Here is a 14407-nt window from a genome sequence, read left to right on the forward strand (position 1 = left end):
CTCGTCGGAGCGTAGCGCAGCCTGGTAGCGCATCTGATTTGGGATCAGAGGGTCGAAGGTTCGAATCCTTTCGCTCCGACCAAAGGAATCAAGGGCTTACGGTGTAACACCGTAAGCCCTTTTCTTTTTGTGCCAGGCGTTTTGTCTCTGCACCGGGTAACAGCATTTGGCGCGACTTAAAAGTCAGCGTCGTCAGGCAGCGGCGTCCAAAGTGCGGCGCCTAGCGCCCTGGCTTGCTTGAGAATGTCCGCCGCTTCCATGAAATTCTGCGTCGACGCATGCACGGCGGCGCGGTCCATGATTTCACCCAGCGGCTTGACGGATTCCGGCGTCATGGCGGCAACCTGTTTCAGGTGATCGAGGTACTTGCGATACCGCGCTTCAGCATATCTTCGCCACAATTCGGGATCTTCCACCCATGGGGCTGGCACCTCCACGAACTTACGATAAAAGTGGACTTTCGTCCTCAATGTATTCTGTGCTCGAAACACCGCACGTAGTTCGGAAGCCGTGACTGGAACTGAGGCGCCCGAACCCCGGAACGCTCCGTCGCCACTCTTATATGTGTCTTTGTCGACGATCGCTCGTAGCCTTTCGCCCGTTAAACTATCAAGCACAAAATGAATTTTGGCTGGCGTTCCGAGCGCTTCTGCCAGATTGAGGACGCCAAATTTGCATGAACGGCGAATAATTCGCAACTGAAACAGGTTCTCGTCAAATCTTTCAGCGTCCTTAGGGTCCTTGATTGGCGAGCCGGACTCTTTATACGTGAGTGCCTTTCTTTGTTCCTCCGAAAGAGCATCTCGCTGAAACGAATTGGGCTTCTGGAAAAGCGCTGTTGCATAGGCCTGTGCGCGTCGCCGGGTTAGATCGGCCTTCACCTTCCTGATGGTCTCAAAAATCTGGGCCCGTTGATCATAGGCAAGAAAAGTCTTGTTGTTATATTGATCTATCGTGACCCACAGGTCGTCGAAGGTCAGACCCAAAAACTCACTACCAGGAACACCCTTGTCGAACTCCTCGCGAGCCTTGTTCTTATAAGCCGGCCTGTCTTCCCGATCACCGTAAATCACATCGCCATTTATGAACGAGAAGTTTTGCATGAAAGTGGTCATTTTTTCTCCGCTTGTCGTGCGTCCACACTTTTAGAATTAAGGGCGACGTGACGATGCAATACCCGCAATGGTGCTTTGGCGATGATGTTAATTCTGGCGCGCATAGCGTTATCCATTCCGCAGACCCAGCATGTCTTTTACGACGGGGGAAGGAATTCCATCACGGGGTGGAAATGTCGTAAATACCAGGATCCTGGTAGATTCCTGTTTATTGCTACCTGACGTATTACCGTGGCGCGACTAATCGGAGTGATGCGCCACCTGGCACATCCCGCTGCCTTGCGGTCCGGCATCCCGCATGCGACATTGCCTGTCGACCCCACATAAAGTCCACCCTGGGACTTTGGACTTGAGGAGACTTGCGATGAACCTGATCCTCTGGCGCCACGCCGAAGCCGAAGACACCGCATCGAGCGATCTCGCCCGCCAGCTCACGTCGCGCGGGCGCAAGCAGGCGCAAGCCGGCGCCAAATGGCTGCGCGCCCGTCTCGACGACAAAGCGGTGATCCTCGTCAGCCCCGCCACCCGCACCGTACAAACCGTTGAAGCGTTGACCGATCAATACCGCGTCGTCCGCGAGATCGCGCCGGACGCAAGCGCATCCGATGTGCTCGCCGCAGCCGGCTGGCCGGACGGCATCGCGCAGATGGTCGTGGTCGTCGGCCATCAGCCGACCCTCGGGCACACGGCGGCGCGCCTGATCGGCAAAAGCGGCGACAGCTGGTCAATCAAAAAGGGCGGCATCTGGTGGATCGAGAGCCGCACGCGCAACACCGGCGTGGAAGCCGTGCTGCTAGCCGCCATCAGCCCCGATTTAATCTGAGCTGAACCATACGAACAACCGTGTGTCAACCTTACGCGAAGTCATCGAATCGTCACAGCAATGCCACGCAAACGTCACCCGCCATTACTACATTGGCGAACAAAGCGGAATCCTCACCTTTTCGACCAGGAACGCCACAATGCGAGAACTGCCGACGCCTACTCTGCCCTTCGCTTCGATCCCGCTTGAGCCGCGCCGCCGTCTCCCACGCGCCGAGGAGACGGTTACTCCCCAACACCGCCTGCAAGTGTCGTGGGTGCGCTCCGACGAGGAACTTCGCGAAGCGCAGCGTCTGCGTTACCGGGTGTTCGCCGACGAAATGGGCGCGCGTCTGTCGGGCCCGGCCGGCCTTGATGTCGATGCATTCGATGCGTACTGCGATCACCTGACCGTCCGCGATCTGGACACGCTGCAAGTGGTCGGCACCTACCGCGTGCTGCCGCCGCATCAGGCCGCGCGCATCGGCCGTCTGTATGCGGAAGGCGAATTCGACCTGTCGCGCCTCACGCACCTGCGCTCGAAGCTGGTCGAAGTGGGCCGCTCGTGCGTGCACGCCGACTACCGCAGCGGCTCGGTGATCATGTCGCTGTGGGCCGGCCTCGGCTCCTATATGCAACACAACGGCTACGAGACGATGCTCGGTTGCGCAAGCGTGTCGATGGCCGACGGTGGCCACTACGCGGCCAACCTGTACAAGTCGCTGCGCGCAGGCGAGCTGACCGCGCCGGAGTACCGTGCGTTCCCGCATACGCCACTGCCGTTCGACGATCTGCAAACCGGCGCTAAAGTACCGCCGCCGCCGTTGATCAAAGGTTATCTGCGCCTCGGTGCGAAGATTTGCGGCGCACCCGCATGGGATCCGGACTTCAACGCGGCCGATTTCCTGACGCTGTTCCGACTGTCGGAAATCAATGCGCGTTATGCACGCCACTTCCTCGGCGACGCGCTGTCACGCTGAGCGACATCGGTGCCTTGGCTTGTCGCCGAGTAGCGACAAGCAAGCGCTAACATCGGCCGCGTAGCGTAGGGGTCACCAGTCAATCGGCCCGGCAAAGCGATCTTTGCCGGGCCGATTGATTTGCTCGTTGGATTTGCTCGTTGCGTCGCGGATGCGACAATCGCGCGACCAACCTCAGTTGACTTCAGTCATCCGTATAAACGACGCGATACGGCGTTCGGATCTTTTCCCATTCCGCCGCTTCCTGGCTCAGGCTGTAGTCGGTCAGCGGATTATTCGCGACCCAGGCACTGGGAAGCCGCACGTCGTAACCGCCGTTCGCCTCGCCGACCTTGATGTCCGGCAATCCGACGTCGGCACGCCGCCGGCACAACAGCGCGGCGAGGCGCAGGCAAAACAGCAGCGGCCATTCGACGTCGCGAGTCTGCGCGAGCTTGCCGAGCTTGCCCGCATGACCCAGTACAAGCGCCGCGACACGCGCCTGATCGGTCCGTGAAAAACCCGGCATATCCGCATTGCTCGCGATATACGCCGAATGCTTGTGATACGCGCTATGCGATATCGACAAACCGATTTCGTGCAGCGCCGCCGCCCAGCCGAGGAACATGCGGTTCTCTTCGCGCTGCTCGGGGTCCGGCTCGTCGAGCTGATCGTAGAACCGCACGGCGAGTTCGCCGATCCGCCCGGCCTGCGCGCGATCGACACCGTACCGGCGCATAAACCCTTCGACCGTGACCGTGCGCATATCCTGATGCTGCGACCGGCCAAGCAGGTCGTACAGCACACCTAGACGCAGCGCGCCGTCGGTCGTATCGACATAGTCGATATCGAGTTCCTCGAACACCGCGAGCATGATCGACAGACCGCCGGCCAGCACCGGAATGCGGTCCGGCTTCAACGCGATCAGCTTCAGCCGATTCACGTTTTCCGCCTTGATCAGCGCCCGCTTGAGCCGTTCCAGGCCGCCTCGCGAAATGCCGTGCGTGATGCCCGCATCGTTGAAGCCATTTGCCTCGACCAGTTCCGCGAGCGCCCGCGCGGTGCCCGACGACCCGATTGCCTGCTCCCAGCCGGTCTTTCTGTATTCAGCGGAAATGATCTGGATTTCACGCGACGCGGCAAGCTCCGCCTGACGCATCGTGTATTCGTCGACGTTTCCGGCCGGAAAAAACGCGCGGCTGTGACTCACGCAGCCGATATACAGACTTTCCATCTTGATCGGCGTGTAGTGCGAGCCGATGATGAATTCCGTCGAGCCGCCGCCGATATCGACCACCAGCCGCATGCCCGCGCTTGCCGGCACCGAGTGCGCGGCGCCCGCGTAGATGAGCCGCGCTTCTTCGCGGCCCGCAATCACTTCAATCGGAAAACCGAGCGCCGCTTCCGCTTCGGCGAGAAATTCACCGGCATTCTTCGCGACGCGCAGCGTATTGGTCGCGACGGCCCGCACATGATCCGGATGAAAATCGCGCAACCGCTCGCCAAAGCGCCGCAACGCATCCCAGCCGCGCACCTGCGACGCGCGATCGAGCATCTTGTCGCGCGACAGGCCCGCCGCGAGCCGCACCGGTTCGCGCAATGCATCGACCTGGTAGATCTGGCTGCCTGCGTCGGTTTCTTCGACGCGCCCAACGATAAGGCGGAAACTGTTCGAACCGAGATCGACCGATGCGAGCAATGGCGGATTATTGGCCATCGATTGTGAGGACTCCGTGCGCGCGGACGAAACGTGCCTGCTTGCGCTCGCCCTGTTGAAAGGCGCCATTTTAAGCGTACTGGTTCCCATCGTGTCACCTCGGGCCGTGTAACCTGCAATGGACGTCCGGTATATCTTCGCGTATACCTTGCGTCATAATTGCGACACGCGGAACCGTTACAGGCCACTGTAGTCTGGAAAACGCCTAAAATTTGTGGCAATTGTGAATGTCACAAAACTATCACCAATCCGTGAGAATTTCAGAAAGTCCTTTCGAATCCTGGTCCGAACCATCGCTGCCGATGTCCATCCGCTACCCTCTTCTGAATCGCGAACTGGGCATTCTGGGTTTCAACGAGCGCGTCCTCGCGCAAGCCGCCGACCCGGCGGTTCCGTTGCTCGAACGTCTGCGCTTCATCTGCATCACCAGTAGCAATCTCGACGAGTTCTTTGAAATCCGCATGGCCGGATTGCAGGAACAGATGCGCGACAATCCTGGCGCGCTGTCGCCGGACGGCATGTCGCTGCAGCATGTGTACGACCTGGTCGCCGAGCGCGCGCAAAAGCTGGTGCACCGTCAATACGCGATGCTGCATGAAACGGTGCTGCCCGCCCTCGAAGACGAAGGCATTTACTTTCACGGCACCGAAGCGTGGAGCGATGCGCAGACCGAATGGGCGCGCAGCTACTTCTTCGACGAACTGCTGCCGGTGCTCACGCCGATCGGCCTCGATCCCGCGCACCCTTTCCCGCGCGTGCTGAACAAGAGCCTGAACTTCGTCGTCGAGCTCGAAGGCAAAGACGCGTTCGGGCGCCAGGCGGTGATGGGTATCGTGCAGGCGCCGCGCGCGCTGCCGCGCCTCGTGCGGATGCCGCATGAATTGTCCGGCTACCCGCACGGCTTTGTGCTGCTGAGCTCGCTAATGCAGCGCTTCGTCAACGAACTGTTCCCGAATCTGCAGGTGCTCAGCTGCAATCAGTTTCGCATTACACGCAACAGCGAGCTGTTCGTCGATGAAGACGAAATCACCAATCTGCGTGTCGCGCTGCAAGGCGAACTGCCGGCGCGGCATCTCGGCAATGCGGTGCGGCTCGAGGTATCGGCGGATACGCCCGAGCACCTGGTGCAGCGTCTGCTCGACGAAAGCGGACTGTCGGCCAAAGATTGCTACCGGGTCGACGGCCCGGTGAATCTGGTGCGGCTGATGCAATTGCCGGAAATGGTCGATCGACCGGATCTCAAGTTCGTTCCGCATATTCCGGCCACGCCGACACAAATCGCGACGGCCGCGAATCTGTTCGACGTGATCGATCAGGGCGACGTGCTGCTGCATCATCCGTACGAGAGCTTTCAGCCGGTGCTCGAACTGCTGCTGCAGGCGGCGAAAGACCCGAACGTGGTCGCGATCAAGCAGACCATCTACCGCACCGGCACGGACTCGCCGCTGATGGACGCGCTGATGCAGGCCGCGCGCAACGGCAAGGAAGTGACCGTGGTCGTCGAACTGCTCGCTCGCTTCGACGAGGAAACCAACATCAACTGGGCGTCGCAACTGGAAGCGGTCGGCGCGCACGTGGTGTATGGCGTGGTCGGCCACAAGTGCCACGCAAAGATGATGCTGATCGTGCGGCGCGTGTCGGAGGCCGGCAAATCGATGCTCAAGCGCTACGTGCACCTGGGCACCGGCAACTACCATCCGCGCACCGCGCGTCTTTACACCGACTTCGGTCTGATGACGTCCGATCAGCAGATTTGCGAAGACGTGCACCACGTGTTCCAGCAACTGACCGGCATCGGCGGCGAGCTTGCGTTGCACGAGTTGTGGCAGTCGCCTTTCACGTTGCACCCGCGCCTCGTCGATTCGATCCGCGCGGAAGCCGAGCATGCACGCGCCGGCAAACGCGCGCGGATCGTCGCAAAGATGAACGCGCTACTCGAACCGACGGTGATCGCGGAGTTGTATGAAGCGTCGCAGGCGGGCGTGAAGATCGACCTGATCGTGCGCGGCGTATGCGCGTTGCAGCCAGGCGTGCCGGGGCTGTCGGAGAATATTACGGTGCGCTCGATTGTCGGGCGCTTTCTCGAGCATCACCGGATCTTCTACTTCTACGACAACGGCAAGGAACAGGTGTATCTGTCGAGCGCCGACTGGATGGACCGCAACTTCTTCCGCCGCGTCGAGGTTGCGTTCCCGATCAAGAACCGGCGCCTGAAGCGGCGCGTGATCGCGGAAGGCCTATCGGCCTTCCTCGGCGATAACCAGGCCGCATGGCTGATGCACAGCGACGGTCACTATCGCCGGCGCAGGCCAGGCAAGTCGTCGCGCAACGCGCAAATGAGTCTGTTGACGAAGTTCTGTTCGTAATGCCGTGACATACGCGGATGCACGTGTCGATGCGCGATACGATCGCAACGTCCAATGAAAAAAGCCCGCTGAGCGCAGCGGGCTTTTGTTTGGTGTAACTGGAACGTGACGCGCGGCGCTCGCTGCCGACCGACCGCTCAAACCGGCGCCGGCTGGCGACGCGCGGTGCGCAATGCCGGAAAGCGCGCAGTGAAAGTACTGCCGCGCCCTTCTTCGCTTTTCACCTCGAGTTGCGCGTCGTGCCGTTGCAGCACGTGTTTGACGATCGCGAGTCCGAGGCCGGTGCCGCCGGTATCGCGCGAACGGCTGCGATCGACGCGGTAGAAACGCTCGGTAAGCCGCGGGATATCGGCCGCCGGAATGCCCAGGCCGCTGTCGATTACCGAGAACGTCGCCTGTGCGCCGTGCGTGTTCCAGTTCACATGAATCGAACCGCCATCCGGCGTGTAACGGATCGCATTCGTCACCAGATTGCCGAGCGCGCTCAGAATTTCGGTCTCGACACCGGTCACGGTCAACCCTTCATCGACATCGAATGAGATCCGATGACGGCCCGCGGACAGTGTTTCCGCATCGTCCTTCAGATGCCGCAGCACCGCGCGCATATCGACCATCTGCTCGCTCGGCGGCTTGCTGTCGCCTTCGAGCGTCGCGAGCACGAGCAGGTCGCGCACGATGTGCTGCATCCGCGACGCCTGCTGCTCCATCAGCTCGAGGTAACGCGCGCGCTCGGCGTCGTTAAGCGGTAGCTCGCGCATGGTCTCCAGAAAACCGGCCAGTACTGTCAGCGGCGTCTTCAGCTCATGCGATACGTTCGCGACGAAATCGCGCCGCATCGAGTCGGTGCGCTCGAGCTCGGTGATGTCCTGCGACAGCAGCAGCTTGCGATTGTCACCGTAAGGAAAGACCTGCACCGACAGCACATGCTGCCGCCGCTCGCCCATCCCGCGCATGATCAGCATTTCTTCGTACTGGCGCGTGTTCAGATAACGGACGAAATCCGGCCGGCGCACCAGATGCGTGATGTGCTGGCGCAGGTCGCGTTTCGCGTCGAGCCCGAAATGCAGCTCGGAAATCGCATTGCACCATTCGATCTGGTCATGATCGTCAAGCATCGCGACGCCGTTCGGCGACGCCTGGATTGCCTGAATAAAGCGCGAGTGCTGTTGCTCGACCTGCCGCACCTGCGCATGCCAGCGCTTCGCGAGCTTATGCAGCCGGTAGTAGATTTCGCCCCAGATGCCCGGCGCGCTCGGCACTTCGCCGTACACCGGCGCATCGAGCAGACGCCACAGCTGCTGCTTGTGAAACGTGCTGAAGATGCCCTGTGCGAGCAGCACGACGATCGCGAGGATCAGCGCCGCCTTCACGCCGATCAGCACCCCGACCACCGCACACAGAACAGAAAGCAGCACGAGCGAAACGAGGGAGCGCGCCCAGATGGTGTTCATGTTCCAGCGATCGAAGAAATAACGACGAGCGGCATGCGGGCCTCTTTGCAGGCAGGCCCGGGCGCGCCATCAGGAAACCGCTGTAGCCTTATGCGCTCTTCGCGAGCCGATAGCCGCTGCCGCGGACCGTTTCGATCATAGCATCGCAGCCGGCCGGCTTGAGCGCGGCACGCAGACGCTTGATATGCACGTCGACGGTGCGTTCTTCGACGAACACGTGGTCGCCCCACACCTGATCGAGCAGTTGCGTGCGGCTGTGCACGCGCTCCGGGTGCGTCATGAAGAAGTGCAGCAGACGGAACTCGGTCGGCCCGAGATCGAGCTTGATCTCGCTGCCCTGCGCATGCGCGGCCACGCGGTGCGTCGACGGATCGAGCTTGAGCCCGTTGATCGCGACCACGTCTTCGGTCAGCTGCGGCGCGCGGCGGCGCAGCACCGCCTTGATGCGCGCCATCAGTTCCTTCGGCGAGAACGGCTTGGTCACATAGTCGTCCGCGCCGATTTCAAGGCCGAGCACCTTGTCCTGCTCGTCGCCGCGGGCCGTCAGCATGATGATCGGAATATGCTTGGTGCGGTCGTTGTTGCGCAGATCGCGGGCAAACGCTATTCCGGATTTGCCCGGCAGCATCCAGTCCAGCAGGACCAGGTCGGGCAGTACGTCGCTAATCAGGTTTTGCGCCTGTTCCGCGTTATACGCGCGGATCGGGCAGTGTCCTGCATGTTGAAGATTGACCGAAATCAGTTCGGAAATCGCGGGTTCGTCTTCGATGATAAGGATACTGCTGGGCATCGGTGCCTCGTGAGCTCTTAACAGAAATCGATCAGGGGCTGCACCTGAGCACGTTCGCCAATCGTTTGGCTGGCGTGTCAGCTGAGCGCCTCTCGCTCGAGCGCGTCGCGCGACTTGTGTCGCACGTCCGTGCCCTTCACGATGTAGATGATGAATTCCGCGATGTTCTTCGCGTGGTCGCCGATCCGTTCGATCGCCTTCGCGATGAACAGGAAATCGAGGCCCACTGAAATGGAACGCGGATCTTCAGTCATGTACGAGATCAGCTTGCGCACAAATGCGCGGAATTCCTCGTCGATCGCCTTGTCGTCACGCACAATCTGCGCGGCGGCGACCGTATCGAGGCGTGCGAACGCGTCGAGTGCACGGCGCAGGATCGATACCGCCATTTCGCCGGAAAGCTTGATTTCCGCGATATTGATCGTACGCGATGCGCCGTCTTCCATCAGGCGCTTCGTGCGCTTCGCGATTTTCTCCGCTTCGTCGCCGGCGCGCTCGAGGTTCGTGATGGTCTTCGAGATCGCGAGCAACAGGCGCAGATCACGCGCGGCCGGCTGACGGCGCGCGATGATGTTGCTGCACTCTTCGTCGATTTCGACTTCCATCACGTTCAGGCGGTCTTCGGCCGCGATCACTTTTTCGGCGATTTCGAGGTCGAAGTTGTTAAGCGCGCTCATCGCGTCGACGATCTGCGCTTCGACGAGCCCGCCCATTTCGAGCACCTTCGACGAAAGCAGGTTCAGGTCGGCATCGAACTGACTGGACAGGTGTTTATCGGACATCATGAACTCCCTTCGCTAGCGGCCTGTGTGCGATGACTCAACCGAAACGACCGGTGATGTAGTCTTCGGTTTCCTTGCGTACCGGCTTGATGAAGATCTTTTCGGTGTCGCCGAACTCGATCAGTTCGCCAAGGTACATATATGCAGTGTAGTCCGAACAGCGTGCGGCTTGCTGCATGTTGTGCGTGACGATCACCACCGTGTAATCGCTCTTGAGCTCAGCGATCAGCTCTTCGATGCGACCGGTCGAAATCGGGTCGAGCGCCGAGCACGGCTCGTCGAGCAGCAGCACTTCCGGACGGATCGCAATGCCGCGCGCAATGCACAGACGCTGCTGCTGGCCGCCAGATAGGCCGTAACCGCTCTGGCCCAGTTTGTCCTTCACTTCGTTCCACAACGCCGCTTTGGTCAGTGCCCATTCGACGCGATCGTCCATCTCCGAGCGCGTGAGCGTTTCGAACATCTTCACGCCGAACGCGATGTTGTCGTATATCGACATCGGAAACGGCGTCGGCTTCTGGAACACCATGCCGATCCGCGCACGCAACAGCGAAATATCGCGCTTCGTCGTGAGCAGGTTTTCGCCGTCCATCAGGATTTCGCCTTCGGCGCGCTGTTCCGGATAGAGCGCGTACATCTTGTTGAACGTGCGCAACAGGGTCGACTTGCCGCAACCCGACGGCCCGATGAACGCGGTCACCTTGCCTTCGGGAATGTGCAGGTTGATGTTCTTCAGCGCGTGATACTTGCCGTAGAAGAAGTTCAGATTGTTGACTTCGATCTTCGGACGCGACGGCGCTTGCGAGCGGCCATTCTGGGCGGGATCGAAGCCGGCCGGCGCGGCCGGACGTTCGACGGGGTTCAGGTGACTTTCTGCCATGTTCATCGGATCGCTCCGCCCTTACTTGTTCGAGAAGATCGTTCGCGCGAGGATGTTCAATCCCAGCACACCGAGCGTGATCAGGAAGACACCGGCCCACGCGAGCGACTGCCATTGTGCAAACGGACTCATCGCGAACTTGAAGATCGTGACAGGCAAGTTCGCCATCGGCTGGTTCATGTCCGCGGTGAAGAACTGGTTCGACAGCGCCGTGAACAGCAGAGGCGCGGTTTCGCCGGCAATCCGCGCGACCGCGAGCAGCACGCCGGTCACGATGCCCGCGAGCGAGGCCTTCAGCGTGATCGACAGCACCATCTTCCACTTCGGCGTGCCGAGCGCGAAGGCCGCTTCACGCAGCGCGTTCGGCACCAGCTTCAGCATGTTTTCGGTCGTGCGGATTACGATCGGAATCTGGAGCAGCGCCAGCGCGACGACACCGGCCCAGCCGCTGAAATGCCCCATCTTCGCGACCACCAGCGCATAGACGAACAGACCGACGACGATCGACGGCGCCGACAGCAGGATGTCGTTGATAAAGCGCGTGACGCTCGCAAGCCAGCCCTTTTGCCCGTACTCGGCGAGATAGACGCCCGCCATGATGCCGATCGGCGTGCCGACTACCGTTGCGAGCACAACCAGTAACAGGCTGCCGACGATCGCGTTCGCGAGACCGCCGCCGTCGGTGTTCGGTGGAGGCGTCGACTGCGTGAACAGGTCGACCGACAGGCCACCGATGCCCAGGCGCAGCGTCGTGTACAGAATCCAGATCAGCCACAGCAGACCGAACGCCATCGCCGCAAGCGACAGCGTGAGCGCGATCGCGTTGGTCACCCGGCGGCGCTTTTGCAGCCGGTTGCGGGTTCTTTCGAGCGCGACCGGATCGGCCATGCCCGGCATGTTCAGAGGTTGGCTCATCGCTTCGTGCCCTCCCCTTTCTCGAGACGCAGCAGCATCAGTTTGGAAATCGACAGCACGATAAACGTGATCACAAACAGGATCAGACCGAGTTCCATCAGCGCCGCGGTATGCAGGCCCGGGCCCGCTTCGGCGAACTCGTTCGCGAGCGCCGACGTAATGCTGTTGCCCGGCGAGAACAGCGACACATTGTCGAGCAGGTTCGTGTTACCGATCACGAACGTCACCGCCATCGTTTCGCCGAGCGCGCGGCCAAGGCCGAGCATCACGCCGCCGATCACACCGTTCTTCGTGAACGGCAGCACGATCTTCCACATCACTTCCCATGTCGTGCAGCCAATGCCATAGGCCGATTCCTTCAGCAATACCGGCGTGACTTCGAACACGTCGCGCATCACCGATGCGATGTACGGGATGATCATGATCGCGAGAATCACGCCCGCACACAGGATGCCGATGCCGATCGGCGCGCCCTTGAACAGAGCACCGACGATCGGCATGCCGGACAGCAGCTTGCCGAGCGGCTTTTCGAACCATTCCGCGAAGATCGGCGCGAACACGAGCAAACCCCACATGCCATAAACGATCGACGGAATCGCAGCGAGCAGTTCGATCGCGATGCCAAGCGGCCGACGTAGCCACGCGGGAGACAACTCAGTGAGAAACAGTGCAATGCCGAAACTGACCGGCACCGCGATGATCAGCGCGATCACCGACGTCGCGATCGTGCCGTAAATCGGCACCAGCGCGCCGAACTGCTCGGAGGGTGGATCCCAGTCGGCCGTCCACAGGAAGCTCAGGCCGAACTTCTGGATGGTGGGCAGCGACGCGACGATCAGCGACACAATAATGCCACCGAGCAACAATAAGGTAACGATAGCGGCAAGCCGCGCAAGGCCGCCGAAGATAACGTCGCCGGAACGGCTGGGCGCTTTCTGCGCTGCGTTGCCTGGCGGGTTCGACACGATTGGAATGTCGGACATGAGAGCCTGTCGAAACTGTTTCCGGATGCCGCGCGGCAGGATGCCGGACAGCGTATGCAACGGTTGACTGCGAGCCCTGTGACGGGCGCCTCGCGCGTGCCTGATTCGCTGCGCGGGTCTTGCCAACTGCCGGTTGCTACGACGTCTGATGACGCAGCGAGCCGCGGGTTTGATCCTCGCGGCGTCGACTTCAGCTGGACCGGTTGTCGACCGGTCCAGCTTACTTCACTTCACACTTCAGCGTGCTTGTTCAGCGCACCTTACTCAGCTGCGAGTGCCTTGCCCGAAGCGTCCTTCACCTTCGTCTTCCACTGCGACTTGATCTGGTCGACCACCGATGCCGGCAGCGAGATGTAGTCCAGATCCGAAGCAGCCGGGCCGCCGTTCTTGAACGCCCAGTCGAAGAACTTCAGCGTTTCTTCGCCTTGCGCCGGCTTGTCCTGCGTCGTGTGCAGCAGCACGAACGTCGCGCCGACGACCGGCCATGCGTCCTTGCCCGGCTCGTTCGTCAGGATCTGGTAGAACGACTTCGACCAGTCCGCGCCTGCTGCCGCTGCCTTGAACGTTTCCGTCTTCGGCTCGACCACGGCACCCGTCTCGTTCTTCATCGCCGTGTAGATCATGTGGTTCTGCTTCGCATACGCCCACTCGACGTAGCCGATTGCACCCGGCAGACGCTGCACGAATGCCGCGACGCCGTCGTTACCCTTGCCGCCCGTACCCGTCGGCCAGTTGACCGTCGTGCCTTCGCCGACCTTCGACTTCCAGTCGCTGTTGACCTTCGACAGGTAGTTCGTCCAGATGAAGCTGGTGCCCGAACCGTCCGCGCGGCGCACCACGGCGACGTCCGTATCCGGCAGCTTGACCTTCGGGTTCAGCGCGGCGATAGCCGGGTCGTTCCACTTCGTGATCTTGCCCAGGTAGATGTCGCCGAGCACCTGGCCCGACAACACGATTTCGCCTGCCTTCACGCCCGGCAGGTTGACCACCGGCACCACGCCGCCGACCACCGTCGGGAACTGGAACAGGCCTTCCTTCGTCAGTTCGTCGTCCTTCAGCGGAGCGTCCGAACCAGCGAAATCAACCGTCTTTGCAATGATCTGCTTGATGCCGCCCGACGAACCGATGCCCTGGTAGTTAACCTTGCCGCCGCCGGTCTTCTGATAGGCGTCTGCCCACTTCGTGTAAATCGGTGCTGCAAAGGTGCTGCCCGCGCCGGTAATATCCGTTGCTGCATGCGCTGCGATCGCGAAGAGCGCGCCAGCAATGCCAGCGAACGCGGTTTGCATCAATTTCATGAGACCTCCAGTGGTGTGAGCGGATGACACGACACCGCGAAGAATAGGGTCTCTTTGTGACAGTCATGTGACTATTCGTGAAGTCTATGTGTCAATTTCATTACGTCACAGAAAGGCGCGTCCATGCGGATCGCGTGGGATCCACCCAATGCGGGGGGCATGTTCTGGCGTGGGAATCGGCCGGGATTGAGTCCCACGCTTGATTTCATGCGGCTTGCGCGGCCCCTGACAACCGCCGGCTATCGCGGCAAGAGGCACGAAAATCGTGCAGCGAATGGCCGACGGTGACAGACGGCCGTTTCGCGGCCGTTTCGCAAATTATCTGATGATCATGTACAAAGAGCGCGAAA

At 60.8% G+C, this 14407-nt stretch carries 12 protein-coding genes and 1 tRNA gene; 4 read left to right on the forward strand and 9 right to left on the reverse strand.

The window, feature by feature from the left end:
* Positions 1-5 precede the first annotated feature (5 nt).
* Positions 6-82: transfer RNA gene (locus tag BX592_RS17135), tRNA-Pro, on the forward strand.
* Between the two features lie 94 nt (positions 83-176).
* On the opposite strand, the gene BX592_RS17140 is transcribed toward BX592_RS17135, so the two are convergent.
* A complete protein-coding gene (locus tag BX592_RS17140) occupies positions 177-1115 on the reverse strand; it encodes a BAR domain-containing protein (protein ID WP_134193011.1) in 939 nt (312 codons plus the stop codon).
* A gap of 364 nt (positions 1116-1479) precedes the next feature.
* On the opposite strand from BX592_RS17140, the gene BX592_RS17145 reads away from it, so the two are divergent.
* Positions 1480-1938, forward strand: a complete 459-nt coding sequence (locus BX592_RS17145) for a SixA phosphatase family protein (RefSeq protein ID WP_134193012.1) — start codon at positions 1480-1482, stop codon at positions 1936-1938.
* A gap of 139 nt (positions 1939-2077) precedes the next feature.
* On the forward strand, positions 2078-2896 hold the full coding sequence (locus tag BX592_RS17150; protein ID WP_134193013.1) for a GNAT family N-acetyltransferase: 819 nt from the start codon (positions 2078-2080) through the stop codon (positions 2894-2896).
* A gap of 184 nt (positions 2897-3080) precedes the next feature.
* Here BX592_RS17150 and ppx read toward each other — a convergent pair whose 3' ends face one another.
* Entirely contained in the window at positions 3081-4592 is a 1512-nt protein-coding gene (ppx, locus tag BX592_RS17155; protein ID WP_243849588.1) for an exopolyphosphatase, read from the reverse strand.
* A 302-nt stretch (positions 4593-4894) separates the two neighbouring features.
* On the opposite strand from ppx, the gene ppk1 reads away from it, so the two are divergent.
* Positions 4895-6958 (forward strand): polyphosphate kinase 1, encoded by a 2064-nt coding sequence (gene ppk1 / locus BX592_RS17160; protein ID WP_134193015.1) that lies wholly within the window; start codon positions 4895-4897, stop codon positions 6956-6958.
* A gap of 137 nt (positions 6959-7095) precedes the next feature.
* Here the strand turns inward: ppk1 and phoR are convergent, their stop codons facing one another.
* The 7 genes from phoR to pstS all read right to left on the reverse strand — a co-directional run bounded on the left by phoR (position 7096) and on the right by pstS (position 14057).
* On the reverse strand, positions 7096-8409 hold the full coding sequence (phoR, locus tag BX592_RS17165; protein ID WP_134193016.1) for a phosphate regulon sensor histidine kinase PhoR: 1314 nt from the start codon (positions 8407-8409) through the stop codon (positions 7096-7098).
* Between the two features lie 88 nt (positions 8410-8497).
* The gene (gene phoB / locus BX592_RS17170) at positions 8498-9199 is read right to left on the reverse strand and encodes a phosphate regulon transcriptional regulator PhoB (protein WP_134193017.1); all 702 of its coding nucleotides are present in this window, start codon (positions 9197-9199) and stop codon (positions 8498-8500) included.
* Positions 9200-9276: 77 nt separating this feature from the next.
* Positions 9277-9981, reverse strand: coding sequence for a phosphate signaling complex protein PhoU (phoU, locus tag BX592_RS17175; RefSeq protein ID WP_134193018.1), 705 nt, complete (start codon positions 9979-9981; stop codon positions 9277-9279).
* A 37-nt stretch (positions 9982-10018) separates the two neighbouring features.
* Positions 10019-10867 carry a phosphate ABC transporter ATP-binding protein PstB gene (gene pstB, locus BX592_RS17180; protein ID WP_134193019.1) on the reverse strand — a complete coding sequence of 283 codons (849 nt, stop codon included), beginning with the start codon at positions 10865-10867 and terminating at the stop codon, positions 10019-10021.
* A gap of 15 nt (positions 10868-10882) precedes the next feature.
* On the reverse strand, positions 10883-11776 hold the full coding sequence (gene pstA / locus BX592_RS17185; protein ID WP_134193020.1) for a phosphate ABC transporter permease PstA: 894 nt from the start codon (positions 11774-11776) through the stop codon (positions 10883-10885).
* Complete coding sequence (gene pstC, locus BX592_RS17190; RefSeq protein WP_134193021.1) at positions 11773-12759, reverse strand: phosphate ABC transporter permease PstC; 987 nt, start codon at positions 12757-12759, stop codon at positions 11773-11775. Before pstC ends, pstA begins: the two co-directional genes overlap by 4 nt.
* A 260-nt stretch (positions 12760-13019) precedes the next feature.
* Positions 13020-14057 carry a phosphate ABC transporter substrate-binding protein PstS gene (gene pstS, locus BX592_RS17195; RefSeq protein WP_134193022.1) on the reverse strand — a complete coding sequence of 346 codons (1038 nt, stop codon included), beginning with the start codon at positions 14055-14057 and terminating at the stop codon, positions 13020-13022.
* Positions 14058-14407: the final 350 nt, after the last annotated feature.

The sequence above is a fragment of the Paraburkholderia rhizosphaerae genome, from assembly GCF_004366595.1.
GTDB lineage: Bacteria > Pseudomonadota > Gammaproteobacteria > Burkholderiales > Burkholderiaceae > Paraburkholderia > Paraburkholderia rhizosphaerae.

Bases quoted from the DNA above. Each gene is read 5' to 3' on its own strand.
- BX592_RS17140 (WP_134193011.1), bottom strand. From the start codon at position 1,115: ATGACCACTTTCATGCAAAACTTCTCGTTCATAAATGGCGATGTGATT.
- BX592_RS17145 (WP_134193012.1), top strand. From the start codon at position 1,480: ATGAACCTGATCCTCTGGCGCCACGCCGAAGCCGAAGACACCGCATCG.
- BX592_RS17150 (WP_134193013.1), top strand. From the start codon at position 2,078: ATGCGAGAACTGCCGACGCCTACTCTGCCCTTCGCTTCGATCCCGCTT.
- ppx (WP_243849588.1), bottom strand. From the start codon at position 4,592: ATGGCCAATAATCCGCCATTGCTCGCATCGGTCGATCTCGGTTCGAAC.
- ppk1 (WP_134193015.1), top strand. From the start codon at position 4,895: ATGTCCATCCGCTACCCTCTTCTGAATCGCGAACTGGGCATTCTGGGT.
- phoR (WP_134193016.1), bottom strand. From the start codon at position 8,409: ATGAACACCATCTGGGCGCGCTCCCTCGTTTCGCTCGTGCTGCTTTCT.
- phoB (WP_134193017.1), bottom strand. From the start codon at position 9,199: ATGCCCAGCAGTATCCTTATCATCGAAGACGAACCCGCGATTTCCGAA.
- phoU (WP_134193018.1), bottom strand. From the start codon at position 9,981: ATGTCCGATAAACACCTGTCCAGTCAGTTCGATGCCGACCTGAACCTG.
- pstB (WP_134193019.1), bottom strand. From the start codon at position 10,867: ATGAACATGGCAGAAAGTCACCTGAACCCCGTCGAACGTCCGGCCGCG.
- pstA (WP_134193020.1), bottom strand. From the start codon at position 11,776: ATGAGCCAACCTCTGAACATGCCGGGCATGGCCGATCCGGTCGCGCTC.
- pstC (WP_134193021.1), bottom strand. From the start codon at position 12,759: ATGTCCGACATTCCAATCGTGTCGAACCCGCCAGGCAACGCAGCGCAG.
- pstS (WP_134193022.1), bottom strand. From the start codon at position 14,057: ATGAAATTGATGCAAACCGCGTTCGCTGGCATTGCTGGCGCGCTCTTC.